Origin of the sequence: Sphingorhabdus profundilacus, from assembly GCF_009769755.1 — a bacterium.
Lineage (GTDB): Bacteria > Pseudomonadota > Alphaproteobacteria > Sphingomonadales > Sphingomonadaceae > Sphingorhabdus_B > Sphingorhabdus_B profundilacus.
The window spans coordinates 1,128,451-1,147,184 of record NZ_SDWJ01000002.1 but is presented as its reverse complement, the minus strand read 5'-3'; the positions used below and the strand labels follow the sequence as shown (position 1 = coordinate 1,147,184).

The window sequence follows — 18,734 nt, the reverse complement described above, 5'->3', positions numbered from 1 at the left end:
ATTCATAACATGGCCGGGAAAGATGGTGCCGCCTATAGGATTCGAACCTACGACCCCCGCATTACGAATGCGATGCTCTACCAACTGAGCTAAGGCGGCGATGGCTTATGGCCAAGGCGGTTCGCATAGACATCTGTTGCCATGATTTCAAGCATCCTTTGCCAACACAAAAAACCCCGGTGGCGAACCACCGGGGTAGGTTTTTGCTAGGTACGTCCTGAAGGCGTTATTAACGCAGCAGGTTCAATACGCCCTGCTGGCTCTGGTTGGCCTGCGCCAACATCGCGGTCGAGGCCTGGCTCAGGATCTGTGCCGACGCAAGCTTGGTCGATTCAGCCGAGAAGTCAGCGTCTTGAATACGCGATTTTGATTCCGTCAAATTGGTGGCGGTCGATGTCAGATTGTTGACAGTCGCATCCAGACGGTTTTGTACCGCACCGATTTCGGCACGCTGCGTTGCAACAGTGTCAATTGCAGTGTCGAGCAAGTTCAATGCCGTGCCAGCACCAGCAGCAGTCGACAGGTCGACTGCACCGATGCCAAGCCCAGCTGCGGTCATAGCAACCAAGTCGATATCGACGGTTTCACCGCTTTCAACACCGGTTTGGATGCTGATCGTTTTTGCAGCGTCGATCAGGACAGTGCCGTTAAAGTCGGTGCGCGAAGTGATATCGCCAATCTGGGCAACAAGTGCGTCGGATTCAGCGTCAATGGCAGTACGGTCAGATGCAGCGGCCGTGCCGTTGGCTGATTGAACGGCCAGTTCACGCATACGAACCAAGATGTTCGAAATTTCGCCCATCGCGCCTTCAGCGGTCTGCGCCAGCGAAATGCCGTCATTGGCATTACGCACAGCCTGGTTAAGGCCGCGTACTTTTGCATCCATACGGGTTGCGATGGCGAGGCCTGCGGCGTCGTCTTTCGCTGCATTGATGCGCTTGCCGCTCGACAAACGCTCCATTGCCATTCCAAGATCCTTATTCGCCATACGCGAGGCATTTTGAGCGCGAAGTGCGCTTACATTGGTGTTGATTACGGTCATGATAAATCCTTTGCTGTCTCTCAAATGGGGCAGCCCTGATTGATGAGCAGCCTCGGAAAGCAGTAACGGCGAAACTGGAGTGAGCTTAAATCAGACCTCGTCGGAATATTGGCAGAACCATAGCAGCCAGACTTGAAACATACGGAATTCTGGGCCTTATCTCAACTTGGCACGAGCATTGCTTATATAACCGCAAAGGCAATTCCGCCTTCGGACCAAAGCATATGTCGACCATTGACCAGAGCCGGTTGCTGCAAATGCGTTCCACAATCCTGAGCCAAAACGGGGCGCTACAACGCGCCGCCGGGCGTGGTGTGGACACGGGAGAAACCGTCGCTAACGCCCCTTTTGCTAAAACCATGACCGATGCGTTGCAAATGGTGAATACGCAACAAAGCAAGGCAAGCGAATTGTCCGCGTCTTACGAACGCGGCGAAACACATGACATTGTATCGGTCATGGTCGAACGACAGAAAGCCTCGATCGGCTTTGAAGCGACCATGCAGGTCCGCAACAAATTATTGTCTGCATATCGCGACATCATGAACATGCCGGTATAATCGATGGCTGAGAACCAGATACTTTCCGCCGAAGCATTACCTGCAAATGGTCAAATGACCCGCTTCGCCACGCCTGCCACATCGGGCGGCTTTGGTGCATTGCGCGATCTTACCAGCCAGCCCGCTGTTCGCAAGGCGCTTCCCGCGCTTGCCCTTTCTGCCGCTATCGGAGTTGCGGCGATTTCCTATTTTGCTTTGGCCACGCCTGCTCAGGCTCCGCTTTTTCAAGGACTGGCCGAGAGTGACAAAGCAGCGGTTGCCGACGCGTTGCAGGCATCCGGTATCACCTATAGCCTCGATCCTGGCACCGGCGCGATTTCGGTTGATGCGGGCAAAATCCACGAAGCCCGAATGCTGTTGGCAGGTCAGGGCCTGCCTAAAGCTTTGCCATCCGGGGATGCCGTCATTGCATCTTTGCCTATGGGTTCAAGCCGGGCGGTCGAAGGCGAAACTTTACGCGGAGCACGTGAAGCGGATCTTGCTCGGACGATTGAAGCGATTGACGCCGTCAAAATGGCGCGTGTCCATCTGGCCATGCCCGAACCTAGCGTTTTTGTTCGCGAAGCGCGTGAGCCAGCGGCATCAGTCATGCTGACATTGCAACAGGGCCGCAGCTTGTCAGAAGCACAAGTGCGCGCAATCCGCCATCTTGTCGCATCATCAGTTCCCGGTCTTGCCGCCGATTCGGTATCCGTAATCGATCAAAGCGGCGCGTTGATTTCATCCCCGACAGGCAGCGCCGACCAAGAGATGTTTCAACTGCAAATGCAGATGGAAGAGCGGTATCGCCAGGCAGTGGTCACTTTGTTGACACCCATTGTCGGCGCCGAAAATTTCTCGGTCGAAGTGCACGCCGATATTGACCCGAGTGAAACCCAGTCCACCCGGGAAACTTTTCCAAAAGATGATCGGGCCCTGCGAAGTGAAGAGGGAAACAAAACCACGCAAAGCGCCAACACACCGGGTGCAGTGGGGATTCCGGGCGCCCTGTCTAACCAGCCGCCGCCAGCCAGCCAGTTGACCGCAACACCACCCGGTCAAACCGCGCAACCCAATAATGGTGAAAGTCAAAGCGAAGAAAATTATACCCGCAATTTTGATGTAGGCCGCGAAATAGCGGTGACGCACCAGCCGCAGGGCAATTTACGGCGCCTGTCCGTTGCCGTTGCCTTGCGCGATGTAAAGGGTCAGAAAAAGCCAAGTGCTGCTGATGTTGCCGCGCTTGAAGCGTTGGTCAAAGGTGCCGTGGGTTTCAGCACGGAACGTGGCGATCTTGTCGCTATATCGTCGCGGCCCTTTGCTGAGCAGGAAGAGGCCGCCGTCAATTTTTGGGATGAACCCTGGTTTTTCCCCTTGGTGCAGCAGATAGGCGCAGTCCTGGCGGCCATTCTCGCTTTCATATTTATCGGACGGCCCCTGATGAAGGCGGCCAAAGCCAAAATGGCAGCCGCCAAAGAGCAAGCCGAAGTCGAGCAGAAGTTGCTGGCCGCAACCGGCCAGCCGCGGCCATCCAATCAAGTGACCATCGAGATGATCGAAGCGGCACCCAGCTATGAAACACGCGCGAATCTCGTCCGTTCGTTTATCCGCCAGGATCCCGAACGGGCCGCCCTCGTCGTCCGCCAGATGATTCAGGAGCGGGCAAATGGATGAAGATCTCGCACCCGACGAAACCGCGGCAATCGCACCTGCCATACCGGGCATTAGCGGCGAGCTATCGGCTGCCATATTGATGATGCTTTTGGAAGATGGCGATGCAACCACCATTTTGCAGCATCTTGCCCCAGACGAGGTCAAAGCCCTGGGCAAAGGCATGTTTGAGGCATCCAGCGCGAATGAAACCGATGTCGAACGCGCTTTGGAAAGCTTCGTTGCGAGCAATCGCGATTTATCAGCCCTTGCGGTCGGTGCGCCAGTACGCATTCGCGAAATGATGCACAAGGCACTCGGCAATGTACGCGCAGGCAATATATTGTCGGAAATCGAGCCGCAGTCCAGTGCCCCGTCGCTCGACATTTTGCGGTGGATGGACGTTGCGTCCATATCCGAACTTGTCGCATCAGAGCATCCACAGGTCGCCGCCGTTATCTTGTCGGTGTTGACGCCCGAGGTTTCTGCTCTGGCAATTTCATCTCTCGATGAAGCGACACAGACAGACCTGCTTTTCCGCTCGGCAAATTTGCGCTCCATATCGGCCGAAGCCATCGAAGATCTTGAAGCAATTTTGATGAATTACACCAGCGGCAAAGCCCATGCCCCCGACGTGGCACTGGGCGGCCGCAACGAAGTTGCCCGAATCGTAAAAAACCTTCCACGGCCCGCAGCCGAAAAACTGCTGCGTTCGCTCCGCAAAAAGGACCGACTGCTTGCCGATGCCATCGAGGAAGAAATGTTTGTCTTCGACGATTTGGCCGCCTTGGATGCCAAAGCGCTGGGCACAATTCTTCGCAATGTGGATGCAGACCAGATTGCATTGGCGATCAAGGGTGCAAGCGATGTGCTGGGCGAAAAAATGTTGGGTACGCTTTCGGCGCGCGCGGCGCAGACCATCAAGGACGATATTGCCGATATGGGCCAGGTCAAGCGCACCGATGTCGAAGCCGCACAAAAAGCGGTTATCGCCGTTGCCCGCCAAATGGCCGCATCGGGCGAAATTGTCATGGGCGGAAAGAGCGACGACTATGTCTGACGCCCCAAAACGGATATCCCTACTGACCGCCACTGCCCGCGGGACGGGCTTTCGGTCGAGCAACATTCGCTCCACAACGTCTCAGGTTGATCGTGGCGCCGATGAATATGCTCGCGGTCTGGCCGACGGCCAGCAAATGGCTGAAGCCGCTTTTGCTGCCGAGCGCGCATCAATGCACAAATTATTATCTAACGCACAGGCATTTCAGACCGACGCCGGCCCTGAACTCTCGCTGCTGCTTCGCGAAACGGTGGTTGGCTTGGTGGGACAGATTACCGATGGTGTCAAAATCGACGAAGCGATGTTGAACAAACAGATTGCCCGCGCGGTCGACATCATTACCGAAGCAGATGAGGCCCGCCATATTTTGCTGCATCCCGAGGATGCCGCGCTGGTCGGTGACAGAATCGGGAAGTTATCAGTTCGCGGTGACCCCAGCCTGCCCCGCGCAATGGTCCGCATCGAATGCTCGCAAGGCTGGATTGAACATGGCGTCGCACTCGGCATCGAGCGACTGCGGGAATTGCTGCATTGCGAAGGGATGGCCGCATGACCACCCGCCTTGCCCAAGCCGCTCGTTCGATATTTGAATCGCTGCATCTCGAAACCGCGACGCCCCGCCGTGTCGGTTCGCTGACCGCTTGCAAAGGCCAGTTCCTCGAAGCCGCAGCCTTCCCATATCCGGTGGGAACAGCGGTGCGGATCGCACAAAATGGCGGGGGCTTTGTCACCGGTGAAGTCGTCGGGTTTCGCGGCAACAAAAGCATTATCCAACCCTTTTCGCAGCGGTTATCGGTCGCAACGGGGGCAAGAGTTTTCCCTTGTGGTCGACATGACCACATTGCGTGCGGCGACGGTCTGCTCGGCCGCATCATCGACGCGCAAGGGGCGCCGCTGGATGGCCGACCTTTAACCGGCTGCCAAGAAAACTGGCCGATTACCGGATTTGCGTCCAGTCCACTTGTTCGCGGGCGCATCACACGCCCGATTGATTGTGGCGTCCGGGCAATCAACGGTCTTTTGACAATTGGCGAAGGCCAGCGCGTTGCCGTTATCGCAGGTTCGGGTGTCGGTAAGTCGGTCCTGATGGGTCAGATTTTGGAAGGCATTGATGCCGATGTCATCGTCACCGGACTGATTGGCGAGCGCGCCCGCGAAGTCAGTGATTTTATAGAAACCAAATTGACGCCGCGCATTGCGTCAAAGTCGGTGGTTGTTGCGGTTGCCGCCGATCACTCCCCTTTATTGCGCCTCAGGGCGGCCATGCGGGCAACCGCGATCGCAGAATATTTCCGGGCCCAGGGCAAGAAAGTCCTGTTGCTTATCGACAGCCTGACCCGGGTCGCGCACGCCCAGCGCGAAATCGGTCTTGCTTTGGGCGAACCACCGACGATGAAAGGATACACACCTTCTTCGCTCGCGTTAATTCCGCAACTGGTTGAGCGTGCCGGCATTGACAGTCGTACCGGTGGATCCATCACCGCCATATATACCGTATTGGCCGATGGCGGTGATCTTGAAGACCCGATCGTTGATGCGGCCAGGGCTATTGTCGACGGCCATATCGTGTTGTCCCGAACGCTGGCAGAAAACGGGACTTTCCCGGCCATTGATGTCGCCCGGTCATTATCGCGGATCATGCCAGACATTGTCGATGCCGAACATTTGGCGGCGGCCGCCCATTTCCGGCAACTTTGGTCTACCCACGAACAAAATCGGGACCTGCTGTTGATGGGTGCCTACACAGCGGGGAATGATGCCGTTCTGGACGACGCGATTGCGATGCACGGGGACATGCTGAATTTTGTAAGTCAGCCTATGCACAGTTCGATTAACTTTGGCGCGTCGCGTGATGCATTGTTGCAAGGGTTCGGACTATGACCCGCAATGTTGACCGTCGCGCCCGTATTGTCCGCATTCGGACCGCCGAAAGCCGGATTGCCCAAATGGAATTGGCGCAAGCCAGAGGAAGCGCAAACCAGATCCGATCGATTGTCGACCGCATTGTCGCATTGAACACAGAAAATGTGGCTGCGTCGGGCGCGACTGATGGAATGTCGCTGGCGGCGATTTCGGAAACACGGGCCCGCCTCGACACCGCGCTAAAGGCGACGGCAGCACCGCTTGAACACGCCATAGAGCGGGTCCAGCGGCAACAGACGAACAGCATATATTCCGAAATGAGAGAACAGGGCGCCCGGCGCTTGCTTGAAAAAGCCGAACTCGAAAGCGCCCGGCAAAGTGAACGCAAAGCAGCAAATGCACGATGCCATCCCGTAAGACCAACAAGTGGTGAAGATCAATGAACCTGAGTGCCATCCAAACCATCACCACCCCTGCAAGCGCGCCCATATTACAAGGGCAGAGCGTCGAAACCCTGTTGGATTTTGACGCACTTGTCGGGCAGGCGACCAACCCGATCGTAAAGGATGCCGATCCGAAAACCGGTTCCGCAGCGCCCATCGAATCGCCTGAAGCACCTGCTGTTACAGCCGCACCGGTGACCCGGGAAATCCCGACATCACCATCACCGACAGTGCAATTCAACACCACAGATCAACTCTTCAAAGGCGAGCCGCCAAAACAGGACCGAACACCTGGCAGCACTGCAATTGTGGTCGCCGACGCGAACCACGCCCACGGTGCAAAGCCCGTTGCCGCACCGGTAGCCGACAGGGAACTGAACCTGCGTTTCTCTCCGGACATGGGCAAACGCTCCATGGTGGATAGTCCGATAGTTGCTGAGGCTGAAAATGCACAAGCAGAGTCTGCGATAAAGGTTGATACGCAGCTTCCCAAAGCTGTTCCCGATCAAACAGCCCAGCCCCCTGTCACGCCACCAAAGGCCGTCCTGATCAGCTATTCTGAGGAAGAACCGAACGACAAGGACGAGGCACCGGCACGCGATTTGCCGGATGTTCCGGTGCAAATTGCGATGCCAACCCCACCCCCACCCCCACTCATCGTGGCCGCAGCTACCGCCGCACCGGTTCAATCGACGATGCTGGCTACCCCGAGAAGCGATGCACCAAAGGATATCAGAAAAGCCACAATGCCGGTCGATAAAGGAACAGACAAAATCCCTTTTTCTGCGGCTGAGTTGCCGTTGAAAATACCGACATCGGAACCGACGGTGACACAATTTTCGTTGCCCACAGCCGCACCACAGGGTGTAGCGCCCGCGGCAATGACTGCCCCGCTATTTGCGACACCTGATATGTCTACGTCGCATCAGCTCGATCTTGCCCGTGATACGCAGTGGATTGAACAGTTGACCCGTGAAATCGTCTCGGTTGCCGGACAGGATGGCAAACTTCGCTTTGGCCTTGCGCCGGACGGGCTGGGCCATTTGGAAGTCATGGTCGAAACGCAAAAGGATGGCGTGAATATCCAGTTTCAGACCAGCACCGAAAATGCAGCGAAGATATTTGCGGCTGAACAGCCCAAATTGCTGGAAGAATTGCGTCAATCCGGAGTTCGGGTCGCCAATAGCGACTTGATGGCAGGCCACCAAATGCAAAGCCAACGCGATCATTCCCGCGCGCAGAATCTTGCTTGGCAAGGACCATCCAACCCGCAATCCAACCAACCCAATAATCGTCCTCCATCAGCCCACCCAAACACGTCGCTTAGCGGACGTTTTGCTTAAGAAAGAACCGGAAAAATGAGCAAGATCAAAGAGAAATCAGACGCCAAAGGCGGTAAGAGCAAGAAAATGCTTTTGATCGGCATGGGCGCGACGCTTTTGACCGCTGGCGGTGCTGCAGGCGGCATATATCTGTCGGGCGGCGTCACTGGGAAAGAAGCTGAAGAGGATCCGCACCGGCCCAAATTGGTCGAGCGCAGCGAAGAACCGGCCGAGCCGCCTGCGGAAGGCGAAGAAGGCAAAGTGGTTCTAAAAGAAGGCACGATATCCGTTAAAAATGACAAGGTGAAAGTCGACCCGAAGAAATTTGAAGTCACCTATGTGGCGTTAGAGCAGAGCTTCACGGCCAACCTCGCCGATGGTGCCGGATTTGTCCAATTGGGCATAAGCTTGGCGACCTATTATGACGGTAAGGTTGTTGCCAATGTTGAACGCCAGGCGGTGCCCATTCGTTCTGCCGTTCTGATGGTCCTGTCGCAGCAGGATGCTGCCGTACTTTCAACGCCGCAGGGCAAACAGATGCTTCAGCGCGATCTAACCCACGCCATCAACGACGTGCTTCGCCAGAAAGAAGGTTTTGGCGGTATCGATAATGTATATTTCACCAACCTGGTGATCCAGTGACGCCGGCATCATCCCAAATGATGCACCTGACCCGGAATGCCAATGATTCGGCCGAGCTAAGTCAGCTTGAGCCTTTGGCGCAGCGCGTCGCCCAGTCGATCCAAAGTCTGCTCGGCAGTTTCACCAAAGGCGCGTTCCAGATAGCCACGGGAACAGCCAATGGCGCGCGCTATCCAGAGTGGCGGATAGCCCAAAACCCTTTTGGTGCGGCGTTCCGTTATATGATGCCTAAACGTGGTGAGGAATTGCTGGTTCATCTGCCTGGGTCGCTTGTGTGCCAGATTGTCGACCTCTATTATGGCGGCAGTGGCACAGTGCAGGCGAGAAGCGAATTTTCGTCGGCGGAGCTGCGCTTCCTGTCCGGCTTTGGATCGCAACTGGCCCCGCTGCTAAAGGCACAAATTGATCCGGATGAAGGCTCGCCTTTCGAATTTGTCCGGGCCGAAACTGACTTGCTACAAATGGCTTGGCCGAAATCGCGTGAAGCAATTATTGTGCAATCCTTCTTTGCAGAAGGCGAAGCAATCAAGCCATCTGCTGTCAGCCTTATCCTCACAACCGAGACTTTGCGGTTTCTCGACAATCGCCGCAGCGTCGAAGAAAATCAGGTGGCGCCAACCGACGCTGCGTGGAGCGAGCGGGTTCGTTCGGCTACCATGCGGGTAAAATTTCCGACGCGCATCGTCCTGACCCATTGCAATGTCTCGTTTCAAAAGATGCTCACACTGGCACCGGGCGACATTTTGCCGCTGTTATTGCCCGCACAAATACCGATGATTGTTTCAGGGCGCGTTTTTGCCCGTGGGTCGCTTGGTGAAGCCAATGGCCGGGCTGCCCTTATGATTGAGAAAATAGAAAAGGAAATGGACCAATGAGTGATATGACAGAAGCCCCCGATATGCGTTCTATCGCAGGCGCATCGCCGATGGGCGATAATATGGATTTGCTGGCGGGCATATCGTTGCGGATTTCGGTCGAAGTCGGCTCGGCATCGTTGACGCTGTCGGAACTGCTGCGGCTTGGCGAAGGCAGTGTTGTCGAGCTTGACCGCCAAGCGAACGACTTTCTCGACATTTTCGCCAATGGCACACTTATCGCCCGCGGCGAAATCGTCGATGTCGATGGCCGCTATGGCATACGTGTCGTAGACGTGGTCGCCGCCGATCGCCGCCTTGCCGGACTGGAGCGTCGGACATGATCGTCGAATATCTCCTCCGGCTATTCCTCGTCGTTCCGCTGATCGGTGGCCTTGCATGGGGCTCACTGTGGCTTTGGAAACGGTTGCAACTGGGCTTGCCGGTTAAGCCGGAGAGCAATCGTCCGGTGCGGGTCATCGATGCCGTAACATTGGGGACCAATGGCAAGTTGCTGGTTGTCGAATTTAACGGCGACACGCTTTTGCTTGGCGTCTCCCGCAGCGGCATAAGCCGGTTGGCATCGAACTTACCCGATAAGCCGATTGGCATCGAACTTACCCGATAAGCCGATTGGCATCGAACTTGCATAATAAAATGCATGGTTAGATTCATCACGTTCCTCATCATCGGCTTCGCGCTTTTCGCGAACGATCCCGCCTACGCCACATCAACAGGTGCGGGCATCGAAAAGGCGCTTCAAACCGTCTCTGGAGACGGTCGTCCGCTGTCATTATCCCTACAAATACTGCTTTTCATGGGGCTTTTGACGGTTTTGCCTTCGCTCATCCTGATGATGACGAGTTTCACGCGGATCATCATTGTCCTGTCAATTTTGCGACAGGCATTGGGGCTGCAGCAAACGCCCCCTAATCAGGTGCTGGTCGGCCTCGCCCTCTTCTTGAGCATTTTTGTGATGCAGCCTGTTTTCACGACTATCAACACCCAGGCGCTCGAACCTTATGGCCGTGATGAAGTTACTTTTGAACAGGCGCTGTCGACGTCGGCAACCGCCATGCATGGCTTCATGATGAAACAGACGCGCAAGTCCGATCTCGCCCTGTTCAGTGGCATCGCCAAAGCAGGCAAATTCGCCAAGCCGGCGGATGTTCCCTTTTCAATATTGTTGCCCGCTTTTGTGACAAGCGAGTTGAAAACGGCATTCCAGATCGGCTTCATGATATTTCTGCCGTTTCTCATCATCGATTTGATTGTCGCGTCTGCGCTGATGTCGCTGGGTATGGTCATGCTTTCGCCCACCATCATTTCCATGCCGTTCAAGCTTCTGCTCTTCGTGCTCGTCGATGGATGGGCATTGACAATGGGGTCGCTTGCAAGTTCTTTTGTGAGCTAGTGCGATGGACCAGGATTATTTCATCGGTGTCGCGCAACAGGCGCTTTGGATACTGGCCCTTGGTTCGGCTCCGATTCTGATTCCGGCATTGATCGCGGGCGTCGTGCTGGGAATGGTTCAGGCCGCTACATCAATCAATGAACAGACATTGAGCTTTGTTCCCAAGCTGATCGTGGTTTCCATTGCCCTGGCGATATTCGGCTCGAGTATCATGATATTACTGGCCGACTTCACCAAAGATATTTTTGCCCAGATTCCTCTGCTGGTCCGATGATCCCCGCCGGTCTCGAAAATGTTGAGCAACAGCTTCTCATCTGGATGCTGGCAATGATACGTCCGGGGGCTGCGTTTCTTGCAGCGCCCATGTTCGGGGCGGGTGCGGTACCGGTCCAGTTGCGGCTCGTACTCGCTTTGGCCGTCGGCATACCTTCGGCAGCGGCCGTGAATATGTCGCTGCCTGCCGCCGGGATCGTCTCGATTCCCGGATTTCTGATGATTGTTTCCGAAGTGCTTACCGGACTAGCGCTTGGCTTTGTGATACAGATTGCCTTTGCTGCCGCGCTGGTTGCGGGCGAAGCGATTAGCAACGCGATGGGTCTTGGCTTCGCATCGATGGCCGATCCAGCAAGTGGACAGGCCAGCCCTGCCGTGGGGCAGTTTCTGTCTATGCTCGCGATGTTTCTATTTCTCGCGGCTGATGGTCACCTCGCTCTGGTTGCCATTATCGCCGAGAGCTATCAGGCATTGCCGCCTGGTCAGTCATGGATTTCCTATTCTGCGATTGGCGGCATCGCCAAATTTGGCGGGCTCGCATTTTCTGCCGGGTTAAGCATCGCCCTTCCAGTGGGTTTCGCCCTCATACTCGTCCAGATCATTATGGCGATGATTGCGCGTTCCGCACCCACGCTCAACCTGTTCGCCGTCGGAATGCCCGCCGCCCTGTTGGCAGGCGTGATCTTGTTGGGAATGGCCACTCCGGTGATGGCGGACACCATAAGCCACACCATCCACATGGTACTCGATCAGGCCCAGTTGCTAGGAGGCGGCGGTGGCTGAAACCCCGGAAAAAGACCAACAGACCGAGGCCCCCACCCAAAAACGCAAGGACGACGCATTAAAAGAAGGCGATGTCCTGGCTTCGAAAGAGCTCGCAACTGCTGTGATGATGGCAGCGGGAGCCGCTTGGATGGTCGGACTTGGCGGATGGTTTTTTTCGGCCAGTAAAGACTTGCTGAAAAGCGGCTTATCCCTCGATTTGACTGATCCGGACCGCTTTGAACCACTTGATGCATTGGCCGGTCCGCTGGGCAATATTGCGATCCCCTTTCTGGGGCTTCTTCTACTCAGCATTATAGCCGCACTGGCGGCACCTGCAATGCTGGGATCACTGGGGATGCGTGGCAAGGCAATGGCTTTCAAAGGTAGCCGGATCAACCCGCTGGCCGGGTTAAAGCGCATTTTCGGGATGCAGGGTATAATCGAACTATTCAAGGCGACGGCCAAAGTCGGCGCGCTCGGCTATGCTGGGTATTGGGTCATGGCGAGTGACATCGCCAACATGCCGGGCCTTGCGGCAACCCATCCCGCAGCTGCGGTCGAAATGCTGGGCGACAAGCTGATCCTGACGATCATCGTTTTGACCGTAGGCCTCATATTGATTGCCGGAATCGATGTGCCCGTCCAATGGCTGCGCCGAAACCAACGATTGCGTATGTCGAAACAGCAGCTGAAAGAAGAAATGCGCCAAAGCGACGGCGCGCCCGAACTGAAACAGGCGCAGCGCGCAAGGCAGCAGGAAATGGCGATGTCGTCTGCACGAAAAGGCATGGCAGAAGCCAGCGTTGTCCTGACAAATCCGACGCATTTCGCGGTTGCCCTGCGGTACCGTCCGGGGCTCGATATGGCACCGGTTGTCGTCGCCCGCGGGCGCGGCGAAGTGGCGCAAGCGATCAAAGCACTTGCCAAGGAAAACCATGTTCCGACACTGGAATATCCTCAATTGACCCGCGCCATTTACTTCACCACGCGGACAGGCCGGGTGGTGTCAGAAGACCTGTTTGTTTCCGTAGCAGCCATTTTGGCGTTCGTATTCCGCCTCGAAAGCAATTTGGCGAAGGATTTGGTCCGGCCCGTTGTCGAAGTGCCGCCGTCCAAGCGTTTTGATGCCGACGGTCGACCCATGGCCTAAATTTCACCGGTCATCTGCCGTATTGAACTGCGAAGGATTTCGAAAATGCTGACAAATATCGCAAACAGCCTAGGCTTTGGTTCCGGCATTGACACCGCAGCACTGGTCAGTGACCTTGCGGCTGCATCACGCACACCAAAGGTTCAGCGTTTCGATACCCTGTCGCGCGCCAATCAGGCCAAAGTCAGCGCTTTGGCACAGGCACGCAGCGACCTTGATAGCTTCGCCGATTCACTGGCCGATCTATCCACAGGCGGAACGTTACGCAGTCAACCCGTGACATCAGACGACACGGCCATAGCGGTAACGGCCAATGCCGGTACATTGCTTGGTGCCTATTCGGGCGAGATGGTCGTCAGCAGCCTTGCACGCGCACAAACAAATTACACCGGTTTCATAACCTCTGCGACCGATCCCATCGGTCAGGGCGGATTGACCCTGACCGTCGGCACAACCGCATTTGCTGTTACCGTAGATGCTACGAATGACAGCTTAAACGGGTTGGCCAATGCGATAAACGCAACCGGCAGCGGTGTACGGGCAAGCGTCATCAATGACGCAGGTAGCTTTCGCCTTGTCCTAAAGGGTGAAAGTGGTGCTGCCAAAGCCTTCACCCTGACCGCAGATGCAGGGGCCGCTCCGGGCTTGTCGCAATTTGCAACTGCTGCGATGACAGTGGGGCAATCGGCAAGCGATGCCAGTTTCACCGTCGATGGTGTGGCCTATAGCCGTGCAACAAACAACTTTAATGATGTTGTCCCCGGATTAAACATTACCTTAAAAAAAGCGGACCCCTTGGCAACGATAACGATTGGCGCAACCCGGCCGACCGACGTGTTAAAGCAGACGCTGACTGACTTTGTATCGGTATTCAACACTTTGAAACGGGATACTGAAGCGGCACGACTTGCGAACAATGGCAACCCTGCGTTGCGCGCATTTGAGCGACAACTCAGCGCGTTTATTTCGCAGCCATTGACGTCTGACGCCAATATCAAATCGCTTTCGGACGTGGGCATTTCGACCAACCGCGACGGAACGATAACCGTTAACAGCGCAAAATTGGAAATCGCCCTGCGCGATTTTCCCGATGCTGTTGAAGCGATTTTCAACCCACCAAGGGATGGCGTGCGGACCGAAGCAACGGACCCTGGTATAACATTTGCGCTCGACGCGTTGCGCGATGCAGCAGTTGCGACGACCGGACCGTTGGAACAGGTACGTACCGCTTTGCAAAGACAGACCGAAAACATTGCCAAAAATCGCGAACGGATGGAATCGCGCGAAGATGCATATCGGACCCGACTGGAACGGCAATATGCGGGAATGGACGCGCGTATTGCGGCGTTAAGGGCGACGCAAAGCTATTTGGAACAACAGATCAAGCTGTGGAACAGCGGCGGTGATAACTAATCATGATGCAACCCCGAACTCACCCGGCTATCGCAAGCCAGCATTACCGCATGCTCGAACTGAAAAGTCGCGTCGAAAGCGCGAGCCCGCATGGTTTGGTTGGCTTGTTGTACGAAGAGCTGATCCGGTCCTTGGACTTGGCTCTTTTTGCGGCCCGAAAGGGGCACGACCTTTCCGGCAATAGTCATGTTGCAAAAGCAATCTCCATTCTTGTTGCCCTTGAAGGAAGCATTGATTTTGACGCAGGTGGCGAGCTTGCGGCGACTTTGGCGAGGGTTTACAGCGCATGCCGAAAGGGTCTGAATGAAGCGACCAAAAACAAAGACGAACAAAAATTATCAGAAGTCCGGGACGCAATAGGCGATATCTATTATGCGTGGCAGGCGTTACAGCCCGCTTAGAGCACCCAGCCGACGGTGATTTGCGCCGCCGCTTGCGGAACATCAAGCCGCGCTTCGCTAAAGTCCACCTTCGCCCCGGGGGCCAAGGACCTCACTTTCGCTTTCATTTTCCAGCTATAAACCGGTCGTCCGCCGGAATCTTTAAGCGTCACCAGCATTTCCGGCACCCTCTGGGCACGACCTGTCGGATTGACTATGCTTCCGCTGGCGATGAAAAACGGTGTTCCGTCTTCACGTTCATTTAATTCCAGGTTTTCATTGAGTATGATTTTCAGATCAGGCTCTGCACCCGCCATTCCGAGGTCCATTCCGATATTCGGGACCCCATAATACCAGATAGCACCGCCGCCTGCCGCAATCATGAGAGCAAAGGCAAAAGCCGCCATTGTCCAAAGCTTTGCGGGATTGCGCCGTGGCCGGAATGGAGGCTCATGCGCGAAGTGGCTTTGTTGTGGCGGCGATTCAATATTGACGGAATCAGGTGACGTAAAAGTTTCAGATATGTCTTTTGCGGGCTCGGCTTGACTCTCGGCAGTTTCATCGGACCGCGTATAGTCTGGGGCAGCCGGTTGCACGGGCGGAACTGCAACAGATCCATATTGTTCAGGCGGGGGATTAGGCGCAATCGCCTGCGGTGCGGGCGGGATGGGCGGTATGACGCCATCTTGAAACCAGCTATGCTTACAATTGGCACAACGGACCTGACGACCGTCCATGCCGATGGCAGTGTCCGGAACGACATAACGGGTGCGGCAGGAAGGGCAGACAAGCAGCATTGCTGCCCCATAAACATGAGCCGCCCCCGACTTGCAACCCCACTGTCACAAAATGCTGTGGACGGTGCAATTGGGGACCCCGCCAAATCAGAGAGAATTTGCCCTAAATCTGGCTGTTTTCGGGTTGAAAGGTCTATTGTCCGGGCAGTCGTGCGAACGAAGCAATGGACAAAATCGATCAAATCCGTAGGAAAGATTTATGGCCTTGAACCAGATGCATATGAAACAGAACTGTCCCGACAACGGAGAGCGCACCGTGCAAGCGAATGCGGTCTAATGCAAAGCGTCGTCGAATTTGATAATGTCGGTTTGCGATACGGGACCGGTGCAGAAACACTCACCGATCTGAGTTTTACCTTATATCCCGGCAGTTTCTACTTTTTGACCGGCGCGTCAGGTGCGGGCAAAACTTCATTGCTGAAATTACTGTATCTGGCACATCGACCCAGCCGGGGCTCCATCCGAATGTTCGGGCATGATGCCATAACCCTACCACGCGACCGGTTGCCAGGTTTTCGCCGCAGAATAGGCGTCGTTTTTCAGGATTTCCGTTTGGTCCAGCATTTGTCGACCTTCGACAATATAGCGCTGCCGCTCCGTATCGCGGGCATTCAGGAAAAGGACCTGATAAACCCGGTAACCGAAATGCTGGACTGGATTGGCCTGACCGAACGGGCCGATGCCCGCCCGGCAACCTTGTCGGGCGGTGAACAACAGCGCGTCGCCATTGCCCGCGCCGTCATTGGTCGCCCTGAAATGCTGGTTGCTGACGAACCGACAGGTAATGTCGATCCTGAAATGGCGCGCCGCTTGTTGCAATTATTTGAAGCGCTTAACAGGCTGGGTACCACAGTCATAGTGGCGACGCACGACATCCATTTATTACAGGAGATAGATGGCGCGCAAATGATGCGCCTCGACAAAGGTCGCCTGTCCGATCCGACCGGATCGCTGCGTCATCCGCCGCGCCCGCTGGTGTTGAGAAACTAGGCGACGGCGATGCTTCTTGACTTTGCCCTTCCAGCACATGACCGCAAACTGATACCAGAAGGTCGGCTTTCAGGACCCATGCCATGGGTGATTGCGATCATGCTTTTTCTGACGTTGCTCGTCGCAGCAATCGGCCTTAGCCTGGTAGATGCCGTACAAAAAGGTGGTGCCGATCTGGCGCAGCGCGCGACACTGCAAATCATTGAACCCGATCCGGTCGCACGCGCCACACAGAAGGTCGAAATAAGCCGCATGCTGCGGAATGTTGCTGGAATTTCGAAAGTAGAGCCGGTTCCAGAAGGCGAAGTCCGTAATTTGCTCAAGCCCTGGCTAGGAAATGACGTTATCGATTCCGACATACCCGTACCTGCCCTGATTGATATCCGTTTCAAAAATGCGCCTGATCAGGCGACTTTGACCAGCCTGAAGAAGCGCTTGAAAACAATAGCACCGAAAATCCGACTGGATTCACACAGCAGCTGGATGGCCCCGTTTTTCCAACTGATGTCATCGCTTATCTACCTCGCCGTCGCGATTTTCATTTTGCTGCTGATAGCGACATCGGCGGTGGTCATACTCGCAGTCCGCAGTACATTGAACACCCACCGCACAACGATAGAGATCATGCACATGATGGGCGGAACAGATTTGCAAGCCGCGCGCCTGTTCCAGCGGCGCGTTGCTCTCGATGCGTTGCTTGGCGGATCGGCCGGTTTCGGCGCGGCAGCGGCAGTCATATTGGCGCTTGGCGGCCGGATCGCCGCTGTAGAGCCTGGTTTGCTTGCAGGCGCAACTCTGCCCGTTTATGGTTGGGTGGCATTGGCGACTATTCCACTTGCCGTAACCGGCCTCGCCATGCTTATGGCCCGGTGGACGGTGGTATCTGCTCTCAAGAAGATGTTATGATTAGACGCATTTTGTCCTTTGTGCTGCTCGCATGGATTTTGGGCTTTGCCTGGTTCGCGCTGCTATTGCCGCAACCGGCGGACATTTCGAAGACCGATGCCGTCGTTGTACTGACGGGCGGTCCGAACCGGATCGACAGGGGTCTGGAAATCCTGAAAGCAGGTCAGTCCCGCAAGATGCTGATTTCGGGAGTAGACCGAGATGTGAAACCGCGTGAATTATCTGCACAATATGAAGGGTCCTCGCGCTATTTTGCGTGCTGCATCGATTTGGGGTTCCAATCGGTTGATACCCGATCAAACGCATTGGAAACCGCGCGCTGGGCAAAGCGTAACAAGGTCAGAACATTGCGGCTCATCACCCATGACTGGCATATGCGCCGTGCAAGATTTGAACTCGACCGCGCCCTGGCAGATGATATCATCGTGACCAATGATGCCGTGGCGTCACAGCCATCACTGAACGCTTTGTTTAAAGAATATAACAAATATTGGCTGCGTGCGGTCGCATCGCTTTTGGGAATTTAATGTGGCCTCCGCTTTCAGGACCTTATTGTTCACGGTCATCTTCTTTGGCGGTTCCATCTTTCATGCTATAGCAGCCTTTATCGGCAGCTTGGTTTCGCCCGCATTGATGCATTGGGCCGTAGGTGGTTGGGCCAGATACCAGCATTTTTGCGCCAAATGGATATTAGGCATAGACGTCATTATCTTAGGCAATATGACCGATAGGCCGGTGCTCTATGCTATCAAGCATGAAAGCATGTATGAAACTATCGACATGCCGCGTGTTTTTCGCAGGCCGTCAGTTGTGGCCAAACGACAATTATTCAATATCCCCTTCTGGGGAAAAGCGGCACTTGCCTACGGCATGATACCCGTGGATCGCGAAGGCGGTGCATCCGCGCTTCGTGATATGCTGGCGCGGTCGAAATCTTTGTTGGCGCAGGGCCGGCCTATCATTATTTTCCCGGAAGGAACCCGCGTTATGCATGGCGAATGCCCCGCATTGCAATCGGGCTTTGCCGGCCTTTACAAGATGATGAACGTTCCGGTGGTGCCGGTGGCCGTGAACAGCGGAAAGTTGATGCCCAGAAACCATTGGTTACGGCGCCCCGGGGTCATAACGTACAAGGTGGGTGAAGAAATTCCCGCCGGCTTACCTCGCGCAGAGGTCGAGGCCCGCGTCCATGCCGCGATGAACATCCTGAACGACTAGGTCCTGACCCTTA

The 18,734-nt window shown here is 55.5% G+C and carries 23 protein-coding genes and 1 tRNA gene; 21 read left to right on the top strand and 3 right to left on the bottom strand.

Going from position 1 to position 18,734, the window contains the following annotated elements:
• Positions 1-23 precede the first annotated feature (23 nt).
• Together EUU23_RS13375 and EUU23_RS13370 are read right to left on the bottom strand one after the other, a co-directional pair.
• Positions 24-99 (bottom strand) — tRNA-Thr (locus tag EUU23_RS13375).
• A gap of 130 nt (positions 100-229) precedes the next feature.
• A complete protein-coding gene (locus EUU23_RS13370) occupies positions 230-1,042 on the bottom strand; it encodes a flagellin N-terminal helical domain-containing protein (RefSeq protein WP_160354554.1) in 813 nt (270 codons plus the stop codon).
• 224 nt (positions 1,043-1,266) lie between these two features.
• Here EUU23_RS13370 and fliE point away from each other — a divergent pair, with 224 nt between their 5' ends.
• Genes fliE through EUU23_RS13285 form a run of 17 tightly spaced genes read left to right on the top strand, consistent with a single transcriptional unit; the run spans position 1,267 to position 14,831 of the window.
• Positions 1,267-1,602, top strand: coding sequence for a flagellar hook-basal body complex protein FliE (gene fliE / locus EUU23_RS13365; RefSeq protein ID WP_160354553.1), 336 nt, complete (start codon positions 1,267-1,269; stop codon positions 1,600-1,602).
• A gap of 3 nt (positions 1,603-1,605) precedes the next feature.
• Positions 1,606-3,255, top strand: coding sequence for a flagellar basal-body MS-ring/collar protein FliF (gene fliF / locus EUU23_RS13360; RefSeq protein WP_246156458.1), 1,650 nt, complete (start codon positions 1,606-1,608; stop codon positions 3,253-3,255).
• Positions 3,248-4,291, top strand: coding sequence for a flagellar motor switch protein FliG (locus EUU23_RS13355; protein WP_160354552.1), 1,044 nt, complete (start codon positions 3,248-3,250; stop codon positions 4,289-4,291). The genes fliF and EUU23_RS13355 overlap by 8 nt, the downstream gene beginning before the upstream one ends.
• The gene (locus EUU23_RS13350) at positions 4,284-4,844 is read left to right on the top strand and encodes a FliH/SctL family protein (protein WP_160354551.1); all 561 of its coding nucleotides are present in this window, start codon (positions 4,284-4,286) and stop codon (positions 4,842-4,844) included. Before EUU23_RS13355 ends, EUU23_RS13350 begins: the two co-directional genes overlap by 8 nt.
• Entirely contained in the window at positions 4,841-6,172 is a 1,332-nt protein-coding gene (locus tag EUU23_RS13345; RefSeq protein WP_160354550.1) for a FliI/YscN family ATPase, read from the top strand. The genes EUU23_RS13350 and EUU23_RS13345 overlap by 4 nt, the downstream gene beginning before the upstream one ends.
• A complete protein-coding gene (locus EUU23_RS13340; protein ID WP_160354549.1) occupies positions 6,169-6,597 on the top strand; it encodes a hypothetical protein in 429 nt (142 codons plus the stop codon). Before EUU23_RS13345 ends, EUU23_RS13340 begins: the two co-directional genes overlap by 4 nt.
• Positions 6,594-7,940: a flagellar hook-length control protein FliK gene (locus tag EUU23_RS13335; protein WP_160354548.1), complete on the top strand. Its 1,347-nt coding sequence runs from the start codon at positions 6,594-6,596 to the stop codon at positions 7,938-7,940. The genes EUU23_RS13340 and EUU23_RS13335 overlap by 4 nt, the downstream gene beginning before the upstream one ends.
• 15 nt (positions 7,941-7,955) lie before the next feature.
• On the top strand, positions 7,956-8,561 hold the full coding sequence (locus tag EUU23_RS13330; protein WP_160354547.1) for a flagellar basal body-associated FliL family protein: 606 nt from the start codon (positions 7,956-7,958) through the stop codon (positions 8,559-8,561).
• The gene (locus tag EUU23_RS14370) at positions 8,558-9,436 is read left to right on the top strand and encodes a FliM/FliN family flagellar motor switch protein (RefSeq protein ID WP_218939615.1); all 879 of its coding nucleotides are present in this window, start codon (positions 8,558-8,560) and stop codon (positions 9,434-9,436) included. Before EUU23_RS13330 ends, EUU23_RS14370 begins: the two co-directional genes overlap by 4 nt.
• Positions 9,433-9,759, top strand: a complete 327-nt coding sequence (gene fliN, locus EUU23_RS13320) for a flagellar motor switch protein FliN (RefSeq protein WP_160354545.1) — start codon at positions 9,433-9,435, stop codon at positions 9,757-9,759. The genes EUU23_RS14370 and fliN overlap by 4 nt, the downstream gene beginning before the upstream one ends.
• A complete protein-coding gene (locus EUU23_RS13315; protein WP_218939614.1) occupies positions 9,756-10,043 on the top strand; it encodes a FliO/MopB family protein in 288 nt (95 codons plus the stop codon). The genes fliN and EUU23_RS13315 overlap by 4 nt, the downstream gene beginning before the upstream one ends.
• A gap of 33 nt (positions 10,044-10,076) precedes the next feature.
• Positions 10,077-10,829: a flagellar type III secretion system pore protein FliP gene (fliP, locus tag EUU23_RS13310; protein ID WP_160354544.1), complete on the top strand. Its 753-nt coding sequence runs from the start codon at positions 10,077-10,079 to the stop codon at positions 10,827-10,829.
• A gap of 4 nt (positions 10,830-10,833) precedes the next feature.
• Positions 10,834-11,103 (top strand): flagellar biosynthesis protein FliQ, encoded by a 270-nt coding sequence (gene fliQ, locus EUU23_RS13305; RefSeq protein WP_160354543.1) that lies wholly within the window; start codon positions 10,834-10,836, stop codon positions 11,101-11,103.
• Positions 11,100-11,885, top strand: coding sequence for a flagellar biosynthetic protein FliR (gene fliR, locus EUU23_RS13300; protein WP_160354542.1), 786 nt, complete (start codon positions 11,100-11,102; stop codon positions 11,883-11,885). Before fliQ ends, fliR begins: the two co-directional genes overlap by 4 nt.
• Entirely contained in the window at positions 11,878-13,017 is a 1,140-nt protein-coding gene (locus EUU23_RS13295) for an EscU/YscU/HrcU family type III secretion system export apparatus switch protein (protein WP_160354541.1), read from the top strand. The genes fliR and EUU23_RS13295 overlap by 8 nt, the downstream gene beginning before the upstream one ends.
• 45 nt (positions 13,018-13,062) lie before the next feature.
• Positions 13,063-14,430, top strand: coding sequence for a flagellar filament capping protein FliD (gene fliD, locus EUU23_RS13290; protein ID WP_160354540.1), 1,368 nt, complete (start codon positions 13,063-13,065; stop codon positions 14,428-14,430).
• A 50-nt stretch (positions 14,431-14,480) separates the two neighbouring features.
• The gene (locus tag EUU23_RS13285) at positions 14,481-14,831 is read left to right on the top strand and encodes a flagellar export chaperone FliS (RefSeq protein ID WP_160354539.1); all 351 of its coding nucleotides are present in this window, start codon (positions 14,481-14,483) and stop codon (positions 14,829-14,831) included.
• Here the strand turns inward: EUU23_RS13285 and EUU23_RS13280 are convergent.
• Positions 14,828-15,607: an MJ0042-type zinc finger domain-containing protein gene (locus tag EUU23_RS13280; RefSeq protein WP_160354538.1), complete on the bottom strand. Its 780-nt coding sequence runs from the start codon at positions 15,605-15,607 to the stop codon at positions 14,828-14,830. The genes EUU23_RS13285 and EUU23_RS13280 overlap by 4 nt on opposite strands.
• A 276-nt stretch (positions 15,608-15,883) precedes the next feature.
• Here EUU23_RS13280 and ftsE point away from each other — a divergent pair, with 276 nt between their 5' ends.
• From ftsE to EUU23_RS13260, 4 genes are all read left to right on the top strand, one after another.
• Positions 15,884-16,597, top strand: coding sequence for a cell division ATP-binding protein FtsE (ftsE, locus tag EUU23_RS13275; RefSeq protein ID WP_160354537.1), 714 nt, complete (start codon positions 15,884-15,886; stop codon positions 16,595-16,597).
• A gap of 78 nt (positions 16,598-16,675) precedes the next feature.
• Entirely contained in the window at positions 16,676-17,503 is an 828-nt protein-coding gene (locus EUU23_RS13270) for a cell division protein FtsX (RefSeq protein WP_160354536.1), read from the top strand.
• On the top strand, positions 17,500-18,030 hold the full coding sequence (locus EUU23_RS13265) for a YdcF family protein (RefSeq protein WP_160354535.1): 531 nt from the start codon (positions 17,500-17,502) through the stop codon (positions 18,028-18,030). The genes EUU23_RS13270 and EUU23_RS13265 overlap by 4 nt, the downstream gene beginning before the upstream one ends.
• 193 nt (positions 18,031-18,223) lie before the next feature.
• Positions 18,224-18,721: a lysophospholipid acyltransferase family protein gene (locus EUU23_RS13260; RefSeq protein WP_343032725.1), complete on the top strand. Its 498-nt coding sequence runs from the start codon at positions 18,224-18,226 to the stop codon at positions 18,719-18,721.
• Positions 18,722-18,734: the final 13 nt, after the last annotated feature.

Coding starts and splice junctions, on each gene's coding strand:
- EUU23_RS13370 (WP_160354554.1), bottom strand. CDS start 1,042: ATGACCGTAATCAACACCAATGTAAGCGCACTTCGCGCTCAAAATGCC.
- fliE (WP_160354553.1), top strand. CDS start 1,267: ATGTCGACCATTGACCAGAGCCGGTTGCTGCAAATGCGTTCCACAATC.
- fliF (WP_246156458.1), top strand. CDS start 1,606: ATGGCTGAGAACCAGATACTTTCCGCCGAAGCATTACCTGCAAATGGT.
- EUU23_RS13355 (WP_160354552.1), top strand. CDS start 3,248: ATGGATGAAGATCTCGCACCCGACGAAACCGCGGCAATCGCACCTGCC.
- EUU23_RS13350 (WP_160354551.1), top strand. CDS start 4,284: ATGTCTGACGCCCCAAAACGGATATCCCTACTGACCGCCACTGCCCGC.
- EUU23_RS13345 (WP_160354550.1), top strand. CDS start 4,841: ATGACCACCCGCCTTGCCCAAGCCGCTCGTTCGATATTTGAATCGCTG.
- EUU23_RS13340 (WP_160354549.1), top strand. CDS start 6,169: ATGACCCGCAATGTTGACCGTCGCGCCCGTATTGTCCGCATTCGGACC.
- EUU23_RS13335 (WP_160354548.1), top strand. CDS start 6,594: ATGAACCTGAGTGCCATCCAAACCATCACCACCCCTGCAAGCGCGCCC.
- EUU23_RS13330 (WP_160354547.1), top strand. CDS start 7,956: ATGAGCAAGATCAAAGAGAAATCAGACGCCAAAGGCGGTAAGAGCAAG.
- fliN (WP_160354545.1), top strand. CDS start 9,433: ATGAGTGATATGACAGAAGCCCCCGATATGCGTTCTATCGCAGGCGCA.
- EUU23_RS13315 (WP_218939614.1), top strand. CDS start 9,756: ATGATCGTCGAATATCTCCTCCGGCTATTCCTCGTCGTTCCGCTGATC.
- fliP (WP_160354544.1), top strand. CDS start 10,077: ATGGTTAGATTCATCACGTTCCTCATCATCGGCTTCGCGCTTTTCGCG.
- fliQ (WP_160354543.1), top strand. CDS start 10,834: ATGGACCAGGATTATTTCATCGGTGTCGCGCAACAGGCGCTTTGGATA.
- fliR (WP_160354542.1), top strand. CDS start 11,100: ATGATCCCCGCCGGTCTCGAAAATGTTGAGCAACAGCTTCTCATCTGG.
- fliD (WP_160354540.1), top strand. CDS start 13,063: ATGCTGACAAATATCGCAAACAGCCTAGGCTTTGGTTCCGGCATTGAC.
- EUU23_RS13285 (WP_160354539.1), top strand. CDS start 14,481: ATGCTCGAACTGAAAAGTCGCGTCGAAAGCGCGAGCCCGCATGGTTTG.
- EUU23_RS13280 (WP_160354538.1), bottom strand. CDS start 15,607: ATGCTGCTTGTCTGCCCTTCCTGCCGCACCCGTTATGTCGTTCCGGAC.
- ftsE (WP_160354537.1), top strand. CDS start 15,884: ATGCAAAGCGTCGTCGAATTTGATAATGTCGGTTTGCGATACGGGACC.
- EUU23_RS13270 (WP_160354536.1), top strand. CDS start 16,676: ATGCCATGGGTGATTGCGATCATGCTTTTTCTGACGTTGCTCGTCGCA.
- EUU23_RS13265 (WP_160354535.1), top strand. CDS start 17,500: ATGATTAGACGCATTTTGTCCTTTGTGCTGCTCGCATGGATTTTGGGC.
- EUU23_RS13260 (WP_343032725.1), top strand. CDS start 18,224: ATGACCGATAGGCCGGTGCTCTATGCTATCAAGCATGAAAGCATGTAT.